Origin of the sequence: Brevundimonas sp. (assembly GCF_003248455.1) — a bacterium.
In the GTDB taxonomy this organism is placed as follows: domain Bacteria; phylum Pseudomonadota; class Alphaproteobacteria; order Caulobacterales; family Caulobacteraceae; genus Brevundimonas.
On sequence record NZ_QFNM01000017.1, the window covers coordinates 41,899 to 58,165 of the forward strand.

Consider the following 16,267-nt stretch of genomic DNA (forward strand, 5'->3'; position numbering starts at 1 on the left):
CCCCCGGTTTGCGCCGCAAGCGGTTTGCCGGAGGATGACGAAAGAAGAGCGTTTTAAGCTTTCGCCCCGTATCGCAGCCGGCTCAGCGCCTCGCTGACCTTCTTGAACGGCGCGTCGAAGTCCTTGCCGGCCTTCCACTTCTCGAAGGCCATGACGTTGTCGATCCGCCGCGCGACGAAGCCTTCCGCCGCCTCGCGCCCGTCGAACCAGCGCATCGTCAGGGCCGGAATCAGAATGCCCGACAGGATCGTCCGCTTCGAATAGTGGTTCCAGTCGGTCGCCTCGTCCCCGGCCCAGCGCCACAGATGGTCGGCGCTCTCCCAGGCCAGCTTCAGCCCCAGGTCGGCGTTGACCGGCAGGGCCAGGAAGGCGGCGCAGCGACGCGTGGCCTCCAGATCGGCGGCGCCCGCCTCCATCCGTTCGGACACGGCGCGGGCGATTCGCTCGCGAATCTTCAGCGACTTGGCCTCGATGGCGGACAGAGCCTCCAGCGCGCGCGAATCGTGGCGGCGCGACAGCAGGGCGGCCAGATCGCGCGCCCCGTTCGGCAGCAGCAATTCCTCGTCGCCCGCCGACAGGCCGCACGCTTCGCACGCCTCGCGCACCAGACGCGCGTTCCAGCCCAGGGCGGGCGCACGGCCGATGGCGGCGTCCAGCACCCCTTGTTCGGTCCGCTCGGCCCAATCCATCGTTTCGGTCATGAGGACGATCATACGCCGCTCGGTCGTGCGTTTCGAGCCATGAAGAATGGTCGCGACGATCTGGACAGGAAGGGGCGGCTCGTGTATCAGCGCGCCTTCATCCGACGGCTCGGCCTTCGGAAGACGATTTTATTTTGTTCGCCCGTCTCCCTCACAGGACGCGGCGGGCGGCCAAAGGAGAGTTCAACCTGGTTCAGATTTTCGTCCGCGACAACAACGTCGATCAGGCGCTGAAGGCCCTGAAGAAGAAGATGCAGCGCGAAGGCAGCTTCCGTGAAATGAAGCGCCACGTGCACTACGAAAAGCCGTCGGAAAAGCGCGCCCGTCAAAAGGCCGAAGCCGTCCGTCGCGCCCGCAAGCTGGCCCGCAAGCGCGCTCAACGCGAGGGCCTGCTGCCCGCGCCGAAGCCGCGCGTTCCCGGCGGTCGTTAAGACCCGGGCGAAAGCCGCAAGATCAAAGGCCGCTTCCTCCGGGAAGCGGCCTTTTTCTTGTCTCCACCCTGCGGAGCGGGGAGGGGACCGCGCGTAGCGTGGTGGAGGGGGCTTTTGAAGTCCCACAGGCGCTGGTGAGGCGGGACAGAACCCCTCCGTCACGGCGCTGAAGAAGCGCCGCGCCACCTCCCCATCGCTACGCGACAGGGAGGAGACGCCGCGCTGGTTACGCCCGCCCGGTGATCGCCCGACCGAAGGTCTTCCAGCTCAGCTTCACGTCCGACAATGCCCCTGCGCGGAAGGCCCGGCCGGCGATCCAGACCATGAAGGCGGCGGTCGCGAACATGCCGATCAGGGTCAGCACCACCTCGATCAACGGGGGGTCGCTGGGCACCCGCGCGCTCATCAGGAAGGGGGTGAAGAAGGGAATCCACGACAGCGCCTTCACCACCGGCGCATCGGGGCTGGTCAGGGCCATCTGCATGACCAGGATCGGCACGACCAGGATCATCATGATCGGTCCCATCAGGGTCTGGGCGTCGCGCGGCGTCTCGCAGAAGGCCCCGATGGCCGCGAACAGCACCGCATACATCAGATAGCCGCCGACCATATAGGCGACGAAATAGAAGATCAGGCCGTCGTGCATCAGCGCCTGGCCGATGCTGGCCGCCGCCTGGGGCGATGCGGATAGAAGCGTCGACGCCCCGATCCCGCCCCACACCGCCATGACGGTCAGGGTCAACAGGGCCACCCCCAGCACCTTGCCGGTCAGGATTTCGGTCGCCGAGGCCGACGAGAGCAGCACCTCCAGGATCTTGTTCGACTTCTCCTCCATCACGCTGTTCAACAGGATGGAGGCGCCGGTGATGACCAGCGACCACAGCAGGAAGCCGGCGCCCAGGCCCACGAAGGACGGGATGCGGTCGCGCATCGACACCTCGCCCCCGCTGGCGGCGTTCGGCGAGAAGGCCTTGACCTCGGGCCGGAAGGTCTGGACCTCGTCCGCCACCGCGGGCGGCACGCCGGCGGCGGCCAGCAGCTCGGTCCGTCGCGCATCGCGCAGGGCGTTCCGCACGAAGCCTGAGACCTCGTTGTCGTTCGCCCGGCCGGTCCAGACCTGGGCGGCGGGCTTGCCGTCTATCCGGTCCAGGAACACCACGGCGTCCAGGCGACGATCCTTGGGCGTCTGCTTGTCCAGCGCGGTCTTGATCGCGGCGTCGCGCGCCGCGCCGGCGGCGTTCGCGATGGCCGGCGGCGCGGCGACGAGCTCGATCTTGGGGCCGCTTATCGAGGCGACCGCGCGTCCGGCGCCGGACTGGCCCTTTTCGGCGGCCTGGCGAATCCGGTCGTTCTGGCGATCCCGGTCGGCCTGCAGCGAGGCGCGGACGGCGGCGGCCAGGCCCGTCGCCTGCGGCCCCTGTTCGATCAGCGCCACCTGTTTGATCGGCTCGGCCGAGCGGATCAGCAGCGGAATGCCGCCGCCCAGCACCGCGAACAGCGGAAAGGCCAGCAACGACAGCCAAAAGCCCACGGTCTTGGCGTAGGCGACATATTCGCGGCGCGCGATCAGCAGGGTGCGCTTCATTGGACCGCCTCCGCACGGGCCAGGGGTTGATCGGGGTGGTCGCCGGTCAGGCCGATGAAGGCGTCGTGCAGCGTCGGTTCCTTCAGGGCGAAACCGCGCACGTCCAGACCGTTCAGGAAGGCCGCCTTCAGCGTCTCCTGGCCCGCCGCGCCGGGCGACAGGGCGATCTTCAGGCGGCGCAGGCCGTCCTGGTCCGACAGGGTCTCCACATCCGCGACGCCGGGCAGGGCGGCGGCGTCGGCGGCGCCGATCGCGCCGTCCAGCTCCAGGAAGCGCGGCGACGTGGCCTTGGCCTGATCGACCGTGCCCTCGAACGCCTTTCGCCCGCGCGCCAGCAGCACGACCTTGTCGCACAGCCGCTCGGCGTGCTGCATCACATGGGTCGAGAACAGCACGGTCGCCCCGCCGGCCGCCAGATCGCGGATCATCGCCTCCAGCCCCTGCTGGTTCACCGGGTCCAGGCCGGAGAAGGGCTCGTCCAGGATCACGAACTCGGGCTGATGCACGATCGAGGCGATCAGCTGCACCTTCTGCGCCATGCCCTTGGACAGCTCCTTCATCTTCTTCTTTTGCGCCGCGCCCAGGCCCTGCTGCTCCAGCATGATCCTGGCCCGCCTGCGGCCCTCGGCGGCGGGCAGGCCCTTCAGCGCGCCGAAGAAGGCGATGGCCTCGACCGGCGTCATCTTCTTGTAGAGGCCCCGCTCTTCGGGCAGGAAGCCGATCCGGTCGCGCACCAGCCGTCCGTCCGGCGCGCCCAGGATGTCGATTCGCCCCGCCGTCGCCGGCTGCAGCCCCAGGATCATTCGCAGGGTCGAGGTCTTGCCCGCCCCGTTCGGCCCGAGGAAGCCGCAGATCGACCCCTTTCGAACCTCAAAGCTCAGATCGCGCACGGCCTCGAAGTCGCCGTATCGCTTACCCACACCGTCCAGCGTCAACGCCGCCATGTCGCCCCCTTGTTCCCAGCCGTCAGCCTATGGCCGTCGCCGCCCCGACGCCAGTCGTCAATGCGATTCCACCGCAGGCGACGATCAGGTCTTCGGCTTGATCGCGATCTCGAAATGGCGGTCCACCACCTTGGTCGGATTGAGCTGGGCGCCGTTTCGGCGAACCTCGAAATGCAGGTGCGGGCCGGTGGAATAGCCGGTGGAGCCGACCAGGCCGATGCGCTGGCCCGGCGTCAGGCTGTCGCCGCTGGCCACGTCGATGCGGCTGAGATGGCCATAGAGGGTGGTCATCCCATTCGGATGGCGCACCTCGATGAAGTTTCCATAGCCGCCGGCGTCATGGCCGGTTCGCGCCACCTGGCCCTCGGCGGCGGTGAAGACGCTGGTTCCTTTCGGCGCGGCGATGTCCACGCCCTTGTGCGCGCGGGCCTTGGCCTCGATGGCCAGTTTGCGCAGGCCGAAGGCCGAGTTGATCGCATAGCCGCGCACCGGGGCGGAAAAGACGATCTGGCGCGTCACCGGCCCGGCCTTTTCCACCTGGGCCTTGATCGGCGGGGCCACGGGCGCGGCGACCGGCGTCGGCGCGGGGTCGGGCGCAGGCGCGACATTGGGCGCGGCGGCGGCCGCGAAGACGGCCACGGCGGCGAAGGCGGCCGTCTGGCTGGAATGGATCAAAAGGGTCTTGCAGCGCGCCATCGGCGCGTGGGTCGGCAGGCGTCGCATTCGGCGGCGGCTCCAGCGTTCTACGCTCTGGAATGAGGGAACGCGGCGGCGTCCTACGCCGCACGTCGCTCCGTGGAGGCGGGCTTATGGCCGGACGCTTGGGCGACTTTGCGGCCTGGTTCGGGCGGCGGATGGTCGCAGGGCGGAACTCGCCGGCCTCCGCTCAGGCGATGATGTCGGGCAGGATGACGTCCTCGATCTTCACGATCTCGTCCTTGATGGCCAGCTTCTTGCGCTTCAGCCGGGCGATCATCAACTGGTCCGGCACGGCGGCCTGGCTCAGGGCCTCGATGGAGGCGTCCAGGTCGGCGTGCTCCTGGCGCAGCATTCTGACGCGGGCGTGCAGCGCCGCTTCCTCTTCGCTGATGTCGGGCAGGTCGTCGTTCATCGTCTGGTCCCCAGGGCGCTTATAGCCACGCCGGTCTCAGGCCGGAAGGGCGTCGGCCAGGCGGATCAGCGCCGGGCGCGGCGTGACCGGGGCCCAGACCCTTGCGGTGGCGGCCAGGGCGTCGATGGCGGGACGTGGCGCGCCCGTCGGCTCCGGCGCCAGCGCCTCCAGCGCCTCCAGCAGATGGCGTTCGGCCTCCAGCTCCAGCGCCTTGACGCGGTTTCGGATGGTCTCGCGCGGGCCGTCGTCGATGTCGGGCACGGGCGCCTTCAACGTGCGGCGCATGGCGCGCAGCGGCGCCACGACCACCCCGTCCCAGGCGCGCGCGGTGTCGCAGACCGCCTCCAGCGTCTCCGCATCGGGCCGCCGTCCCGTCGCGGCGACCCAGGCCGACCAAAGCAGCAGCGGCGCATTCTGGTCGTGATCGTCCTGCAGCGCCAGACACGCCTGCGAAACGCCGGGCGCCCAATAGGCGGCGACCGCCCAGTCCCACAACCCCATCAGCTCAGGCCTTCCCAACGCCGCACCGCGCCCCAGTCCAGGCCGAACAGGTCCAGCGCGCGGCCCACCGACTGGTCGACCATGTCCAGGATCGACGCGGGGCGGGCGTACAGGGCGGGCAGGGGCGGGGCGATGACCGCCCCCATCTCGGCCAGGGCCGTCATGGTGCGCAGGTGGCCCAGATGGAAGGGCGTTTCGCGCACCATCAGCACCAGCGGCCGCCGTTCCTTCAGCGTTACGTCGGCGGCGCGCGTCAGCAGGGTGGAGGTCGCGCCCGTCGCGATCTCGCTCATCGTCCTGATCGAACAGGGCGCGACGATCATGCCCAGGGTGCGAAACGAGCCTGAGGCGATGGTCGCGCCGACATCGCTCAGCTTGTGGACCGCCGAGGCCTTGGCCGTCAGGTCGTCGGGCGACAGGTCGGTCTCCTGCGACAATGTGAGCAGGGCCGCCTTGGTCACGACCAGGTGGCTCTCGACGCCCAGGTCGTTCAGGGCGTCCAGCACCCGTGCGCCATAGAGCGCGCCGGAAGCCCCCGAGATTCCGACCACCATCCGCGCGGGCGGGTTCCGTATGGCTCCGTTCACATCATCGACCATATTTGCGGTCAGCCTCCATCGGGTCCGGCCAGGCGGGCTGTCACCGGAATGTGATTCTACAGCCTGTCAAACCGGGCGCTCACTCTACTGGTCCCTAACCTGAGGAGGCGCAAGCCATGACCATCGAGGCTCGTATTCGCGAACTGGGTAATCGTCATCGCACCCTGGATGAGACCATCCAGAAGGAGCTGACCCGTCCGTCCGTGGACACGCTGCAGGTCAGGGAGCTGAAGCAGAAGAAGCTTCGGCTCAAGGAAGAGATCATCAGTCTGGAGGCCCGCGTCCACTAGGGACGCATCATTCCTCCGAAACGACGACGGCCCCGGAGAGCGCTCTCCGGGGCCGTTTTTGTTCCGTCCGCCTCCCCATTCCCGGGGAGGCGCGCGGCGCGTTTTCGCGCCGTGACGGAAGGGGTTTCGGATCAGCCTTTCGAACCGAACACCGATTCCGCCGTCGGTTCGGCGCTGGGGCGTTGCCGGGCTTCCGGGACGAACTCCGGCTCGGCCTCGACCTCCTCGACGGGCTGGAGGGTGCCGCCGCCCTTCTTCAGATCGTCCTTGGCCTTCTTCTCGGCGGCCTTCTTGACCACTTCGTCCAGGGCCAGCTGCCCGACCAGCCCCAGGGTCACGGGATCGACCGGCTTGATGTTGGCGCTGTTCCAGTGCGTGCGGTTGCGCACGCTCTCGATGGTGGATTTGGTCGTGCCCAGCATCTTGGCGATCTGGGCGTCCGTCACCTCGGGGTGATTGCGCACGAACCAGGCGATCGCGTCCGGGCGGTCCTGGCGACGCGACACCGGGGTGTATTTCGGCGCGGGCTTGGCCGATTTCAGCAGTTCGGCGTGGCGGCTGACGATCGCCTTCATGCGATAGTTTTCATCGGCTTGCGCCTTGTCCAGTTCTTCGCGCGTCAACTGGCCGCCCGTGACGGGATCGACGCCGCGGATGTCGCGCGCCACGTCGCCGTCGGCGATGCCGCGGACTTCCAGCGGGTGCAGGCCGCAGAAGTCCGCGATCTGCTCGAAGCTGAGGGAGGTGTTGTCGACCAGCCAGACCGCAGTGGCCTTGGGCATCAGAATGTCGCTCATGGGGCGTTCGTCCCGGTGTTGTAGGAGCCGCCGAATGAGGCTTCGGCTGGCGTTGGATACGACGGCGCCCGGCCTTTCGACCGGGCGCTTATGACGTCGATATAGGCCTATTCGCGCGAAAAGAAAACGCCGCCCGACAATCGAATACAGCAACGGTTCATCCGCCGGGTGCAACCTTCGCGGTAGTGAAGGCTTTGAGCTTTCGGAGAGGAGAACCATAATGTCCCTATTGTTCGCGGCCGCCTTGGCCGCCGCCATGTCGCCCCCTGTGGAGCCGCAACAGTTGCGCGTCGCCCCGCGCGGCAGCTACGCCCAGACCTGCACCGAGGCCTACGTCAACCAGGGCCGGCTGTATGCCGACTGTCGCGACGAGCGCGGCCAGATGCGCGGCACCTCGATCGAACTGGTCCGCTGCGGCAACGAAGAGATCGTCAACAACAACGGACTTCTGGTCTGCGGGCGCTTCAGAGGCGATTACGAGGGCGGTCGGCCGGGACGGCCGGGCGGCGGCGACGGCGGCTGGGGACCGGGTAACGGTGGCGGCGGCTGGGGCCGCTCCTCCATCACCGTCTATGAAAACGCCAACTTCCGGGGCGCCTCGCGCGAGTTCACCAGCGAGGATCGCAACCTGGGACGCACGCCGTTCAACGACCGCATCAGCTCCATGCGCGTGCAGGGGCGCTGGGAGGTCTGCACCGACGCCGAGTTCCGCGGCCGCTGCCGCGTGGTCGAGGGGAATGTCCGCAATCTCAGCGGCGGCTTCAACGATAGCATTTCCTCCGTGCGTCCGGTGTCCGGCGGCCGACGGCCGAACCGTTAGACCTCGAGCATGATCTTGCCGACGTGCGCGCCGGCCTCCAGCGCGGCGTGCGCGTCGGCGGCTTGCGCCAGCGGATAGACGGCGTGGATCGGCGGCCTGACCGCGCCCGACACGATCCAGGGCCAGGCCGTCGCCTCCACAGCCGCGGTCAGCCGCGCCTTCTCGTCGGCGGACCGGCTTCGCAGCGTCGATCCGGTCAGCGTCAGCCGCTTCAGCATGATCCGCTGCAGGTTCATCTCGACCTTGGCGCCGGTCAGGGAGGCGATCACCACCCAGCGCCCGCCGGCCTTCAGGCTGTGCAGATTCAGGGCGGCGTAGTCCTTTCCGACCATGTCCAGAACCACGTCGGCGCCGCCCGCCGCCTTGATCCGCGCCTCCAGGTCGTCCGCCTTGGCGTCCAGGCTGACGTCCGCGCCCAGCCCGGCGGCCGCCCTGGCCTTGTCCGCGCCGCGCGATGTGGCGATCACGGTCGCGCCGGCCGCCTTGGCCATCTGGATGGCCATGACGCCGATGCCGCTGGTCGCGCCGTGGATCAGAAGGGTCTCGCCCGCCTTCAGCGCCCCGCCTTCGAACACATTGGCGAAGACGGTGAAGACGGTCTCCGGCAGGGCCGCCGCCTGGACGAAATCCAGCCCCTCCGGGATCGGCACGACATGGCGGGCGTCCACCAACGCCTGTTCGGCGTAGCCGCCCCCGCCCAGAAGAGCGCAGACCCGGTCGCCGACCCGCCAGCGCGTCACGCCCGCGCCGACCTGGGCGATCTCTCCGGCGACCTCCAGGCCCAGGATGTCCGAGGCGCCGGGCGGGGGCGGATAGGCGCCCAGGCGTTGCAGCAGGTCCGGCCGGTTCACCCCCGCCGCGCGCACCCGGATGACCACCTGGCCCGCTCCCGCGACGGGATCGGGGCGTTCGGCGCCCCTCAGCGCTTCGGCCGGCCCGGAACCGCCTTCGATCTCAATGACCCGCATCGTATCCGCCGCCTTGCTTTCGTCCGTGTCAGGGCGTTCAGATAGGCGCCCCGGCCCGCCTTGGCCAACACCGGAACGAAGGGCGCAGACGATGTTCGACGATCCCGAACCCCGACCCCAGCGCGGCGAACCCCTGCGCGCGCTGTCGCGCGAAGACCTGGACGTCTATTCCGTGGAGGACCTGCAGGAGCGCATCCAGGCGCTGGAGGACGAGATCGCCCGCGCCCGCGCGGCCATCGACACGAAACGCTCCAAGAAAAACGCCGCCGACGCCCTGTTCAACTTCGGATCGTGATCGCCCAAGCGGTCCCGCCATGGCATGAGCGTTGCATCGTCGTGGCGAACGGCTCCGTCGGGGCCGATTGCAGGACGGCGCCGCAGACCCGATGATCGAAGCTGAAATGACCCTCGCCTCCGTCCCCACCTCCGCCGACCGCAGCCGCACCGTGCGCGACTTCGCCCGTTCGGAACTGTTCGACCGCACCTTCCGCGAAGGGATGGAGCTTGTGGAGGAGACCGCCGCCTATCTGGACGGCGAGGGACGGCGCGAATCCAAGATGCTGTCGCGCGCCGCCGCCCTGGCCTATGCGGCCGAGAGCATGAAGCTGACCACGCGGCTGATGCAGATCGCCTCGTGGCTGCTGGTCCAGCGGGCCGTGCGCGAGGACGACATGACGCCCGAAACGGCGTGCGAGCCGCGTTACCGCCTGAACGACCGGCGCATAGAGAGCGAGCCCAGCCACGCCGAACTGCCGATCGCCCTGGTGGAATATCTGGTGCGCTCCGAAAAGCTGTTCGAACGCACCCTTTATCTGGATCGCCGCATGTATCTGGACGACCGGGACCAGGCTCCGGCGAATCCCGTGCTCAGCCAGTTGGGATTGCTGGAAGCCGCCTTCCGAGGCTGATCCCCGGACTACGGTCCGACGTCGTTGGCGTCGGACCGGCCGTCGTCGATGGGCTTGGGCAGGTTGACGCCGATGCCCAGGGCCTGGGCCAGCTTGTCGTCGCGGCCATAGCCGTCTTCGCGGAACGCCACGCGGCCCTGACCGTCCACGAAGGCGGTCCAGTACAGCAGACGCACCGAGATTTCACGGCCGGTGGTGACGCGGGTCGTCTCGCGCGTGTCCTGAGCCGTGTCGAATTGGGCCAGTTTGGCCGGATCGGGCGACAGCAGCAGGCGCGCGAACTCCACCGCGTTCTGCACCCGCACGCAGCCGTGGCTGCGCTGGCGCATCGAAAGGTTGAACGCGGCCTTCGACGGCGTGTCGTGCAGGAAGATGGCGTAGCTGTCGCGCAGTTCGAACTTCACATAGCCCAGGGCCGAGCGGGGGCCGGCGCGCTGGATGACCATGCCGTCCTTCACATACATGTCGTTGGCGGCCAGATACCCCGGGCCCTTGGGCAGGATTTCGCGGCGCGCGATGCCGGCCGGCACATACCAGGGCGGATTGGCGACGACCGAGGCGAAGGGCTTTTCCAGGCTGGGGGTCTGGTTCTCGGCCGAGCCGACCACGACGCGATTGGAGTGAACGGGCTTGCCGTCCTTCCAATAGACCATGATGGCCGCGGCGGTGTTGACCTCGATCCGCTCGGGGGCCAGGTCACGCTTTAGCCAGCGGCGGCGCTCCAGGTTCAGGGCGATCTGGCGCGCCCGATCCTCGGCCGAGGCGGACAGCGAACGCTGCGTTCCCGCGCCGATCCGGCCGTCGGCGCCCAGGCCGTGCCGATTCTGGAAGCTTTGCACCGCGCGTTGCAGTTCGGCGCCATAGGTCAGGCCCTGCGCCTTCAGGCGCGCGCCGTCGGCGGCCGACAGGTCGCCTTCGGCCGTCAGACGGTCGATCAGGGCGGGGATGCGGCGGTCGCTGTTTCCCGGTTCGATGGTCGCGCCTTGCGCGAACCGGGGCCAGCCGCCCTGGGCCGCCAGGCGGCGATAGCGCACATAGCCCGCCGACAGGTTCTGATAGCCGATGTCGGTCGGCGCCAGGCCGTCGAACCAGTTGGGCAGGACGTTTCGGTTCAGGGCGTCGGTCAGGCCGCGCGGCAGGTCCACGCGGTTCTTCTGCATCTCCCACAGGTCCTCGACCGTTTCGGGCCGCACCTTGCCCTCGGCCAGGACGCGGGCGTAGGCCAGGGCCGCCGCCGTCGTGCGCAGGTCGGCGCTGGCCGGGTCGGCCGCCAGACCCACGAAGTCGAAATAATCCGCCGTCGCCAGGCCATGCCGGTCCGCGCGCGCGGCGGCGGCGTTCAGGGCGCGAACCCGCTCGGCGTTCCACACCGGCCGCCAGTTGTTCAACTCGTAAAAGGCGCGGACGTCGGCCTGCTGGGTTTCGGGCAGGCGCGAAATCTGATCGTTGAAGCTGTTGTAGAAGGCGGTCGCTTCCGGGCCGCGCTGCACGAACACCTGTTGCGCGCGCGCCGCGGAGCCGAGGGCCATGGCCGCCGTCGCGACGCCCAGACCCAGTTGCCGTCTATTCATATCCTGTCCGCTTCTTCGATCGCTTCGGCCAGCTTGGCCGACGCCCCTGGTACCCGAACGTCCCTACATTATCGGTGTTCCGGGCAAACAAAAAGCGCCGGTCTTGCGACCGACGCTCTTCGAGACCTGTTTGCTGCAACATGTCGCAGCCGACAAGGTCCTACTTCTTGATGAAGCCGGCGAACTTGTTGTTGAAGCGCGAAACGCGGCCGCCGCGGTCCATCAGCTGGGCGTTGCCGCCGGTCCAGGCCGGGTGCGTCGTCGGATCGATGTCCAGGTTCAGCGTGTCGCCTTCCTTACCGTAGGTCGAACGGGTCTGGTAGGAGGTGCCGTCGGTCATCACCACGGTGATGAAGTGATAGTCGGGATGGGTATCCGCTTTCATGGTCGTCGTCCGGTCTCTGGCGCGATGACGATGCCGACCGTCGGTGCGCGTGAAATTGAGAATCCCGCCGAAAGATCCAGCGGGAAAGAGCGCGGCGTTTACACTGAGGGGCGTTCCGGGGCAAGAGGCGGGCGCCATGACCGATCAGACCGCCTCCGCCCCCTCCGCCAACCGCGCTTCCGGTCTGGCCTCCGTCGAGGGACGGCCGAGCGCCGGCGCCCTGCTGGCCGACCAGATGGCCGAGGCGGGGGCCAAGCGCGCCAAGCGCCGCGACATCCGTCCGCTGGCCCGTTTGATCCCCTTCGCCATGCGGCACAAGGGCCATGCCCTGATGGCGGTCTTCTGGCTGCTCTTGTCCACCGCCGCCTCCCTGGGGCTGACCGGCCTGGCGCGCGGCGCCATCGACCACGGGTTCGAGGCGGGCGGCGCGCACCTGAACCTGTGGTTCGTCCTGCTGGGCGCCAACGCCCTTTTCCTGGGGCTGGCCACGGCCGCCCGCTACTATTTCGTCACCCGCACGGGCGAGCGCGTCATCGCCGATGTCCGCAAGGGCCTGTTCGGCCGCATCCTGACGCTGGACCCGTCCTTCTACGCCCATATGCGCACGGGCGAGGTGCTGTCGCGGCTGACCACCGACATCGCCCTGGTCGAGACGCTGATGACCACCTCGATCTCCTATGCGCTCAGGAACTTCCTGACCTTGATCGGCGGGGTGATCCTGTTGTTCTTCGTCAGTCCCAAGCTGACCGGATTCGTGCTTTTGATCGTGCCCTTCCTCTTGGGGCCGATCTTCATCTTCGGCCGTCGGGTCCGCAAACTGACCGTGGCGTCCCAGGATCGCTTTGCCAACGCCGTCGGCTTCGCGGGCGAAAGCGTCGACGCCATCGAGACGGTCCAGGCCTTCGGCCGCGAGCAAAGCGCCATCGCCCGCTTCGGCGCGGCGGTCGAGGACGCCTTTTCCGCCTCGCTCACCCGGATGCAGGCCCGCGCCTGGATGACGGCCCTGATCATCGTCGTCATGTTCGGCGGCGTGACCCTGGTGCTGTGGCTGGGCGCGCAGGACGTGGTCGCCGGCGTCATGACGCCTGGCGCCCTGCTGCAATTCGTCCTGCTGTCGGTCTTCGCCGCCGGGGCCGTGGGCGCGCTGGGCGAAAGCTGGGGCGACGTGCAGAAGGCCGCCGGCGCCATGGAGCGGATCGAGGAATTGATGCGCGCCGTCCCCGGCATCGCGCCGCCCGCCCATCCGTCGATCCTGCCCCAGCCGCCGCGTGGAGAGCTGTCGATGTCCGCCGTCGGCTTCGCCTATCCGGGGCGTCCCGATCTGCCGGCCCTGAAGGGGTTCAGCCTGACCGTCCGGCCGGGCGAGACCGTGGCCCTAGTCGGCCCGTCGGGCGCGGGCAAGTCCACCGTCTTTCGTCTGTTGCTGCGGTTCTACGACCCGCAGAGCGGCATGGTCTCGGTCGATGGGGTCGACGTGCGCCAGGCCGATCCCGTCGCCGTGCGCGCGCGTTTCGCCTGGGTCTCGCAGGAGACGCCCCTGTTTTCCGGCTCGGCGCTGGAGAATATCCGTTTCGGCCGCGAGGACGCCACCCTGGAAGAGGCCCGCGCCGTGGCCGAGAAGGCTCAGGCCCTGGGCTTCATCGACGCCCTGCCGGAAGGCTTCGACACCCCGCTTGGCGAACGCGGCAAGAGCCTGTCGGGCGGCCAGCGCCAGCGTCTGGCCATCGCCCGCGCCCTGGTCCGCGACGCCCCCATCCTGCTGCTGGACGAGGCGACCAGCGCCCTGGACGCCGAAAGCGAACGCCTGGTTCAGGTCGCCCTCGACCAGGCGATGGAGGAGCGCACCACCCTGGTCATCGCCCACCGCCTGGCGACCGTGCTTCGGGCCGACCGCATCGTCGTCATGGACGACGGCCGGGTGGTGGAGGAGGGGACGCACGACCAGCTGGTCGCCAGGGGCGGCCTCTACGCCCGCCTGGCCGAGCTGCAGTTCCGGGCGGGTTGATCGAGGCGGCCGAAAGGGGCCCTACAGCCCCGCCCGCGCCAATCCGGGGAAGTCGCTGAAGATGGCGTCCACGCCGGTCGCGGCCAGCGCGCGGACATAGGCCGCCATGTCGCCATGGTCCGCTAGGCCCTCGCCCCGGCGATGTTCGGCGGGCAAGAAGGCGTTTTCCGCCCGCACGGTCCAGACCGCCACCTTCAGCCCCGCCGCATGGGCGTCGTCCACCAGGGCGCTGGCGGCGGCGCTGCGGCCCTGGGCGTCGCGCGGCAGGACCAGGGTCATTTCCGGCGCGACCCAGTCGGCGTAGGCGGCCATGGTCTTCAGCCCGTCGGGCGTGATCATTTCGGCATAGGTCAGGCCGGGCCGATCCGCCGGGCCGCCGGCGCCGGCGACCAACTGCGCCAGGGGCGCGTCGATCCGCGCGGACAGCCGCTCCAGCGGTCCGACCTCGAAACACTGGACAATGATGGGCGCGCCCGCCCCCGTCAGGCCCAGCCGCTCCAGTTCGGCGACGAAGGCGTCTTCCATCGGCAGACCGATCCCGGCGAAATAGGTCGGGTGTTTCAACTCCGGGGCCACGGCGATGGTGCGCCCTGTCCGCGCCGAGGCCGCGCGGGCGATGGCCACGACCTCGTCGAAGGTCAGGATCGGCTCCTGCCCGTCGAAGACCGCGCTTCCGGGCCGGAACACGGGCAGCCGCTCCCTGGCCCGCAGGGTCTTCAGTTCCGCCAGGGTGAAATCCTCGGTGAACCAGCCCGTCGTCTCGACCCCGTCGACGACCTTGGTGGTCTTGCGATCCGCGAACTCCGGCCGTTCGGCAACGTCGGTCGTGCCGCCGATCTCGTTCTCGTGCCGGTCGACGAAGATCCCGTCCTTCGTCAGCACCAGATCGGGCTCGATCACGTCCGCGCCCTGTTCGACCGCCAGCTCATAGGCCGCGCGCGTGTGCTCGGGCCGTTCGCCGGAGGCGCCGCGGTGGGCGATGATCAGGGGCTGCGACAAGGCCGGCGTTCCCGTCAGAAGGATCAGGGCGCCCAGGATGAAACGGATCATCCGCCTTGAATAGGGCAGGGGCGCGACAGCCCCGTGACGCCTTACGCCCCTTGCAGCACCTTGCGCAGGTGCGGATGCAGTTCGGTGTTGGACGCCAGGATCGACACGCCCGTCTTGGGATCGCCGTCCTCGTCGATGGTGGTGACGCGCCCGCCCGCCTCGGTGACGAACAGGATGCCAGCCGCGACGTCCCAGGGCTTCAGATTGCGCTCGTAATAGGCGTCGTAGCGGCCCGCGGCGACCCAGGCGAAGTCCAGGGCGGCCGAGCCCAGGCGGCGGATGCCGGCGACGCGCTGGCCCACCGCGTGGATGTCCTTGATGGCCTGGGCGTGGCCGGACTTGCCGATGAAGGGCAGGCCGGTGGCGATCAGGCATTCCGACAGGTCGCGACGACCGGCGACGCGGATGCGCTGGTCGTTCAGATAGCAGCCCTTGCCCTTTTCGGCCCAGAACAGCTCGTTCATGACGGGGTTGTAGGTGACGCCCGCGACGATCTCGCTGGAGCCGTCGGGCGCGCGGCGCTCCAGCCCCACCGTGATGGCGAAATGGGGCATGGCGTGCATGAAGTTGGTGGTGCCGTCGATCGGATCGACGATCCAGGTGTGGGACTTGTCGGTGCCCTCGACCATGCCCCGCTCCTCGCCCAGGAAGCCGTAGCCGGGGCGGGCCTTCATCAGCAGTTCGAACAGGGTGTCCTCGGCCTTCAGGTCGGCGGCCGTGACGAAGTCGCCGGGGCCTTTCCTCGATACCTGAAGCTGCGACACCTCGCCGAAGTCGCGCAGCATCGGGCGGGCGGTCTTGCGAACCGCATCGGTCATGACTTGAAGCAGGGCGGAAGCGAGGGCCATCGGCGGATCTCCTGGTCCGGCTGTCCTTCAAGGCATCGGCCCGGACAGACGGAGAAGTTCAAGGGCGACGTCTGAGCGGCGTCGGTGAGAAGTGTCAGTGAGCAAGGGGTGAGCGAACAGGGCGGCCTCGGCTCACCTCTTCGCTCACTGACACCCCTCGCTCACCCAAACAGTCAGTCCGCCCGGCGGACGTATTCCCCGCTGGTCGTATCGACGACGATCTTCTCGCCGGCCGACATATAGGGCGGGATCATGATGCGCACGCCGTTGGAGGCCAGAGCGGGCTTGTAGGAGGATGAGGCGGTCTGGCCCTTCACGGTCGGCTCGGTCTCGGCGACTTCCAGCACGACCTGATCGGGCAGCTCCAGGCCGATCGGACGGTCTTCGTGCATCTCGATGACGACCTTCATGCCTTCCTGCAGATAGGGAATCCGCTCGTCGCCGACCCAGTCCTTCTGCAGTTCGATCTGCTCGTAGGTGGCGTCGTCCATGAAGACCAGGCTGTCGCCGTTGTCGAACAGATAGGAGAAGTCCTTCTGCTCCAGCGTCACGCGCTCGACCTTGTCTTCCGAACGGAAGCGTTCGTTCAGCTTGTTGCCGGTCTCGAGGTTCTTGGCCTCGACGTTGGCGAAGGCGCCGCCCTTGCCGGGCTTGACGTGGCTGGCCTTGGTGACGACCCACAGGCCGCCGTTGTGCTGCAGGACCATGCCGGGCTTGATGGTGTTGCCGTTGATCTTCATGGGGTCACATCGG

At 68.5% G+C, this 16,267-nt stretch carries 20 protein-coding genes; 6 read left to right on the top strand and 14 right to left on the bottom strand.

Annotated elements, in window-relative coordinates:
• Positions 1 to 53 precede the first annotated feature (53 nt).
• Entirely contained in the window at positions 54 to 701 is a 648-nt protein-coding gene (locus DI624_RS08135; RefSeq protein WP_291537285.1) for a COQ9 family protein, read from the bottom strand.
• Positions 702 to 889: 188 nt separating this feature from the next.
• Here DI624_RS08135 and rpsU point away from each other — a divergent pair, with 188 nt between their 5' ends.
• Positions 890 to 1,132 carry a 30S ribosomal protein S21 gene (gene rpsU, locus DI624_RS08140; RefSeq protein ID WP_087120183.1) on the top strand — a complete coding sequence of 81 codons (243 nt, stop codon included), beginning with the start codon at positions 890 to 892 and terminating at the stop codon, positions 1,130 to 1,132.
• A 226-nt stretch (positions 1,133 to 1,358) separates the two neighbouring features.
• Here the strand turns inward: rpsU and DI624_RS08145 are convergent, their stop codons facing one another.
• From DI624_RS08145 to DI624_RS08170, 6 genes are all read right to left on the bottom strand, one after another.
• A complete protein-coding gene (locus DI624_RS08145) occupies positions 1,359 to 2,717 on the bottom strand; it encodes an ABC transporter permease (protein ID WP_291537286.1) in 1,359 nt (452 codons plus the stop codon).
• Positions 2,714 to 3,661: an ABC transporter ATP-binding protein gene (locus tag DI624_RS08150; protein ID WP_291537287.1), complete on the bottom strand. Its 948-nt coding sequence runs from the start codon at positions 3,659 to 3,661 to the stop codon at positions 2,714 to 2,716. Before DI624_RS08150 ends, DI624_RS08145 begins: the two co-directional genes overlap by 4 nt.
• A gap of 84 nt (positions 3,662 to 3,745) precedes the next feature.
• Positions 3,746 to 4,384: a M23 family metallopeptidase gene (locus DI624_RS08155; RefSeq protein ID WP_291537288.1), complete on the bottom strand. Its 639-nt coding sequence runs from the start codon at positions 4,382 to 4,384 to the stop codon at positions 3,746 to 3,748.
• A 163-nt stretch (positions 4,385 to 4,547) separates the two neighbouring features.
• The gene (locus tag DI624_RS08160; protein WP_291537289.1) at positions 4,548 to 4,772 is read right to left on the bottom strand and encodes a DUF465 domain-containing protein; all 225 of its coding nucleotides are present in this window, start codon (positions 4,770 to 4,772) and stop codon (positions 4,548 to 4,550) included.
• Positions 4,773 to 4,808: 36 nt separating this feature from the next.
• Positions 4,809 to 5,273: a TIGR02444 family protein gene (locus tag DI624_RS08165; protein ID WP_291537290.1), complete on the bottom strand. Its 465-nt coding sequence runs from the start codon at positions 5,271 to 5,273 to the stop codon at positions 4,809 to 4,811.
• The gene (locus DI624_RS08170) at positions 5,273 to 5,872 is read right to left on the bottom strand and encodes a UbiX family flavin prenyltransferase (RefSeq protein ID WP_291537291.1); all 600 of its coding nucleotides are present in this window, start codon (positions 5,870 to 5,872) and stop codon (positions 5,273 to 5,275) included. The genes DI624_RS08165 and DI624_RS08170 overlap by 1 nt, the downstream gene beginning before the upstream one ends.
• A gap of 116 nt (positions 5,873 to 5,988) precedes the next feature.
• Here DI624_RS08170 and DI624_RS08175 point away from each other — a divergent pair, with 116 nt between their 5' ends.
• Complete coding sequence (locus DI624_RS08175; protein WP_291537292.1) at positions 5,989 to 6,162, top strand: DUF465 domain-containing protein; 174 nt, start codon at positions 5,989 to 5,991, stop codon at positions 6,160 to 6,162.
• A 131-nt stretch (positions 6,163 to 6,293) separates the two neighbouring features.
• Here DI624_RS08175 and DI624_RS08180 read toward each other — a convergent pair whose 3' ends face one another.
• A complete protein-coding gene (locus DI624_RS08180) occupies positions 6,294 to 6,959 on the bottom strand; it encodes a DUF1013 domain-containing protein (RefSeq protein WP_291537293.1) in 666 nt (221 codons plus the stop codon).
• A 220-nt stretch (positions 6,960 to 7,179) separates the two neighbouring features.
• On the opposite strand from DI624_RS08180, the gene DI624_RS08185 reads away from it, so the two are divergent.
• Positions 7,180 to 7,779, top strand: a complete 600-nt coding sequence (locus DI624_RS08185) for a beta/gamma crystallin-related protein (RefSeq protein ID WP_291537294.1) — start codon at positions 7,180 to 7,182, stop codon at positions 7,777 to 7,779.
• Here the strand turns inward: DI624_RS08185 and DI624_RS08190 are convergent.
• Positions 7,776 to 8,747 carry an NAD(P)H-quinone oxidoreductase gene (locus DI624_RS08190; RefSeq protein WP_291537295.1) on the bottom strand — a complete coding sequence of 324 codons (972 nt, stop codon included), beginning with the start codon at positions 8,745 to 8,747 and terminating at the stop codon, positions 7,776 to 7,778. The two genes, DI624_RS08185 and DI624_RS08190, sit on opposite strands and share 4 nt — an antisense overlap.
• 91 nt (positions 8,748 to 8,838) lie before the next feature.
• On the opposite strand from DI624_RS08190, the gene DI624_RS08195 reads away from it, so the two are divergent.
• Both DI624_RS08195 and DI624_RS08200 read left to right on the top strand, forming a co-directional pair.
• Positions 8,839 to 9,042 carry a DUF1192 domain-containing protein gene (locus DI624_RS08195; RefSeq protein ID WP_291537296.1) on the top strand — a complete coding sequence of 68 codons (204 nt, stop codon included), beginning with the start codon at positions 8,839 to 8,841 and terminating at the stop codon, positions 9,040 to 9,042.
• A 106-nt stretch (positions 9,043 to 9,148) separates the two neighbouring features.
• Entirely contained in the window at positions 9,149 to 9,655 is a 507-nt protein-coding gene (locus tag DI624_RS08200) for a DUF1465 family protein (RefSeq protein ID WP_291537297.1), read from the top strand.
• Between the two features lie 8 nt (positions 9,656 to 9,663).
• Here DI624_RS08200 and DI624_RS08205 read toward each other — a convergent pair whose 3' ends face one another.
• On the bottom strand, positions 9,664 to 11,226 hold the full coding sequence (locus DI624_RS08205; RefSeq protein WP_291537298.1) for a L,D-transpeptidase family protein: 1,563 nt from the start codon (positions 11,224 to 11,226) through the stop codon (positions 9,664 to 9,666).
• A gap of 160 nt (positions 11,227 to 11,386) precedes the next feature.
• Complete coding sequence (gene rpmE, locus DI624_RS08210) at positions 11,387 to 11,611, bottom strand: 50S ribosomal protein L31 (protein WP_087119900.1); 225 nt, start codon at positions 11,609 to 11,611, stop codon at positions 11,387 to 11,389.
• 136 nt (positions 11,612 to 11,747) lie between these two features.
• On the opposite strand from rpmE, the gene DI624_RS08215 reads away from it, so the two are divergent.
• Positions 11,748 to 13,616: an ABC transporter transmembrane domain-containing protein gene (locus DI624_RS08215; RefSeq protein ID WP_291537299.1), complete on the top strand. Its 1,869-nt coding sequence runs from the start codon at positions 11,748 to 11,750 to the stop codon at positions 13,614 to 13,616.
• A 21-nt stretch (positions 13,617 to 13,637) separates the two neighbouring features.
• Here DI624_RS08215 and DI624_RS08220 read toward each other — a convergent pair whose 3' ends face one another.
• The 3 genes from DI624_RS08220 to efp form a co-directional block, all read right to left on the bottom strand.
• Positions 13,638 to 14,666: a glycerophosphodiester phosphodiesterase gene (locus DI624_RS08220; RefSeq protein ID WP_291537300.1), complete on the bottom strand. Its 1,029-nt coding sequence runs from the start codon at positions 14,664 to 14,666 to the stop codon at positions 13,638 to 13,640.
• A gap of 41 nt (positions 14,667 to 14,707) precedes the next feature.
• Positions 14,708 to 15,514, bottom strand: coding sequence for an inositol monophosphatase family protein (locus DI624_RS08225; RefSeq protein WP_291537301.1), 807 nt, complete (start codon positions 15,512 to 15,514; stop codon positions 14,708 to 14,710).
• A 173-nt stretch (positions 15,515 to 15,687) separates the two neighbouring features.
• Entirely contained in the window at positions 15,688 to 16,254 is a 567-nt protein-coding gene (efp, locus tag DI624_RS08230; RefSeq protein WP_291537304.1) for an elongation factor P, read from the bottom strand.
• Positions 16,255 to 16,267: the final 13 nt, after the last annotated feature.

What these genes read in the sequence shown, in the direction of transcription:
- DI624_RS08135 (WP_291537285.1), bottom strand. Translation starts at nt 701, where the DNA reads ATGACCGAAACGATGGATTGGGCCGAGCGGACCGAACAAGGGGTGCTG.
- DI624_RS08145 (WP_291537286.1), bottom strand. Translation starts at nt 2,717, where the DNA reads ATGAAGCGCACCCTGCTGATCGCGCGCCGCGAATATGTCGCCTACGCC.
- DI624_RS08150 (WP_291537287.1), bottom strand. Translation starts at nt 3,661, where the DNA reads ATGGCGGCGTTGACGCTGGACGGTGTGGGTAAGCGATACGGCGACTTC.
- DI624_RS08155 (WP_291537288.1), bottom strand. Translation starts at nt 4,384, where the DNA reads ATGCGACGCCTGCCGACCCACGCGCCGATGGCGCGCTGCAAGACCCTT.
- DI624_RS08160 (WP_291537289.1), bottom strand. Translation starts at nt 4,772, where the DNA reads ATGAACGACGACCTGCCCGACATCAGCGAAGAGGAAGCGGCGCTGCAC.
- DI624_RS08165 (WP_291537290.1), bottom strand. Translation starts at nt 5,273, where the DNA reads ATGGGGTTGTGGGACTGGGCGGTCGCCGCCTATTGGGCGCCCGGCGTT.
- DI624_RS08170 (WP_291537291.1), bottom strand. Translation starts at nt 5,872, where the DNA reads ATGGTCGATGATGTGAACGGAGCCATACGGAACCCGCCCGCGCGGATG.
- DI624_RS08175 (WP_291537292.1), top strand. Translation starts at nt 5,989, where the DNA reads ATGACCATCGAGGCTCGTATTCGCGAACTGGGTAATCGTCATCGCACC.
- DI624_RS08180 (WP_291537293.1), bottom strand. Translation starts at nt 6,959, where the DNA reads ATGAGCGACATTCTGATGCCCAAGGCCACTGCGGTCTGGCTGGTCGAC.
- DI624_RS08185 (WP_291537294.1), top strand. Translation starts at nt 7,180, where the DNA reads ATGTCCCTATTGTTCGCGGCCGCCTTGGCCGCCGCCATGTCGCCCCCT.
- DI624_RS08190 (WP_291537295.1), bottom strand. Translation starts at nt 8,747, where the DNA reads ATGCGGGTCATTGAGATCGAAGGCGGTTCCGGGCCGGCCGAAGCGCTG.
- DI624_RS08195 (WP_291537296.1), top strand. Translation starts at nt 8,839, where the DNA reads ATGTTCGACGATCCCGAACCCCGACCCCAGCGCGGCGAACCCCTGCGC.
- DI624_RS08200 (WP_291537297.1), top strand. Translation starts at nt 9,149, where the DNA reads ATGACCCTCGCCTCCGTCCCCACCTCCGCCGACCGCAGCCGCACCGTG.
- DI624_RS08205 (WP_291537298.1), bottom strand. Translation starts at nt 11,226, where the DNA reads ATGAATAGACGGCAACTGGGTCTGGGCGTCGCGACGGCGGCCATGGCC.
- rpmE (WP_087119900.1), bottom strand. Translation starts at nt 11,611, where the DNA reads ATGAAAGCGGATACCCATCCCGACTATCACTTCATCACCGTGGTGATG.
- DI624_RS08215 (WP_291537299.1), top strand. Translation starts at nt 11,748, where the DNA reads ATGACCGATCAGACCGCCTCCGCCCCCTCCGCCAACCGCGCTTCCGGT.
- DI624_RS08220 (WP_291537300.1), bottom strand. Translation starts at nt 14,666, where the DNA reads ATGATCCGTTTCATCCTGGGCGCCCTGATCCTTCTGACGGGAACGCCG.
- DI624_RS08225 (WP_291537301.1), bottom strand. Translation starts at nt 15,514, where the DNA reads ATGGCCCTCGCTTCCGCCCTGCTTCAAGTCATGACCGATGCGGTTCGC.
- efp (WP_291537304.1), bottom strand. Translation starts at nt 16,254, where the DNA reads ATGAAGATCAACGGCAACACCATCAAGCCCGGCATGGTCCTGCAGCAC.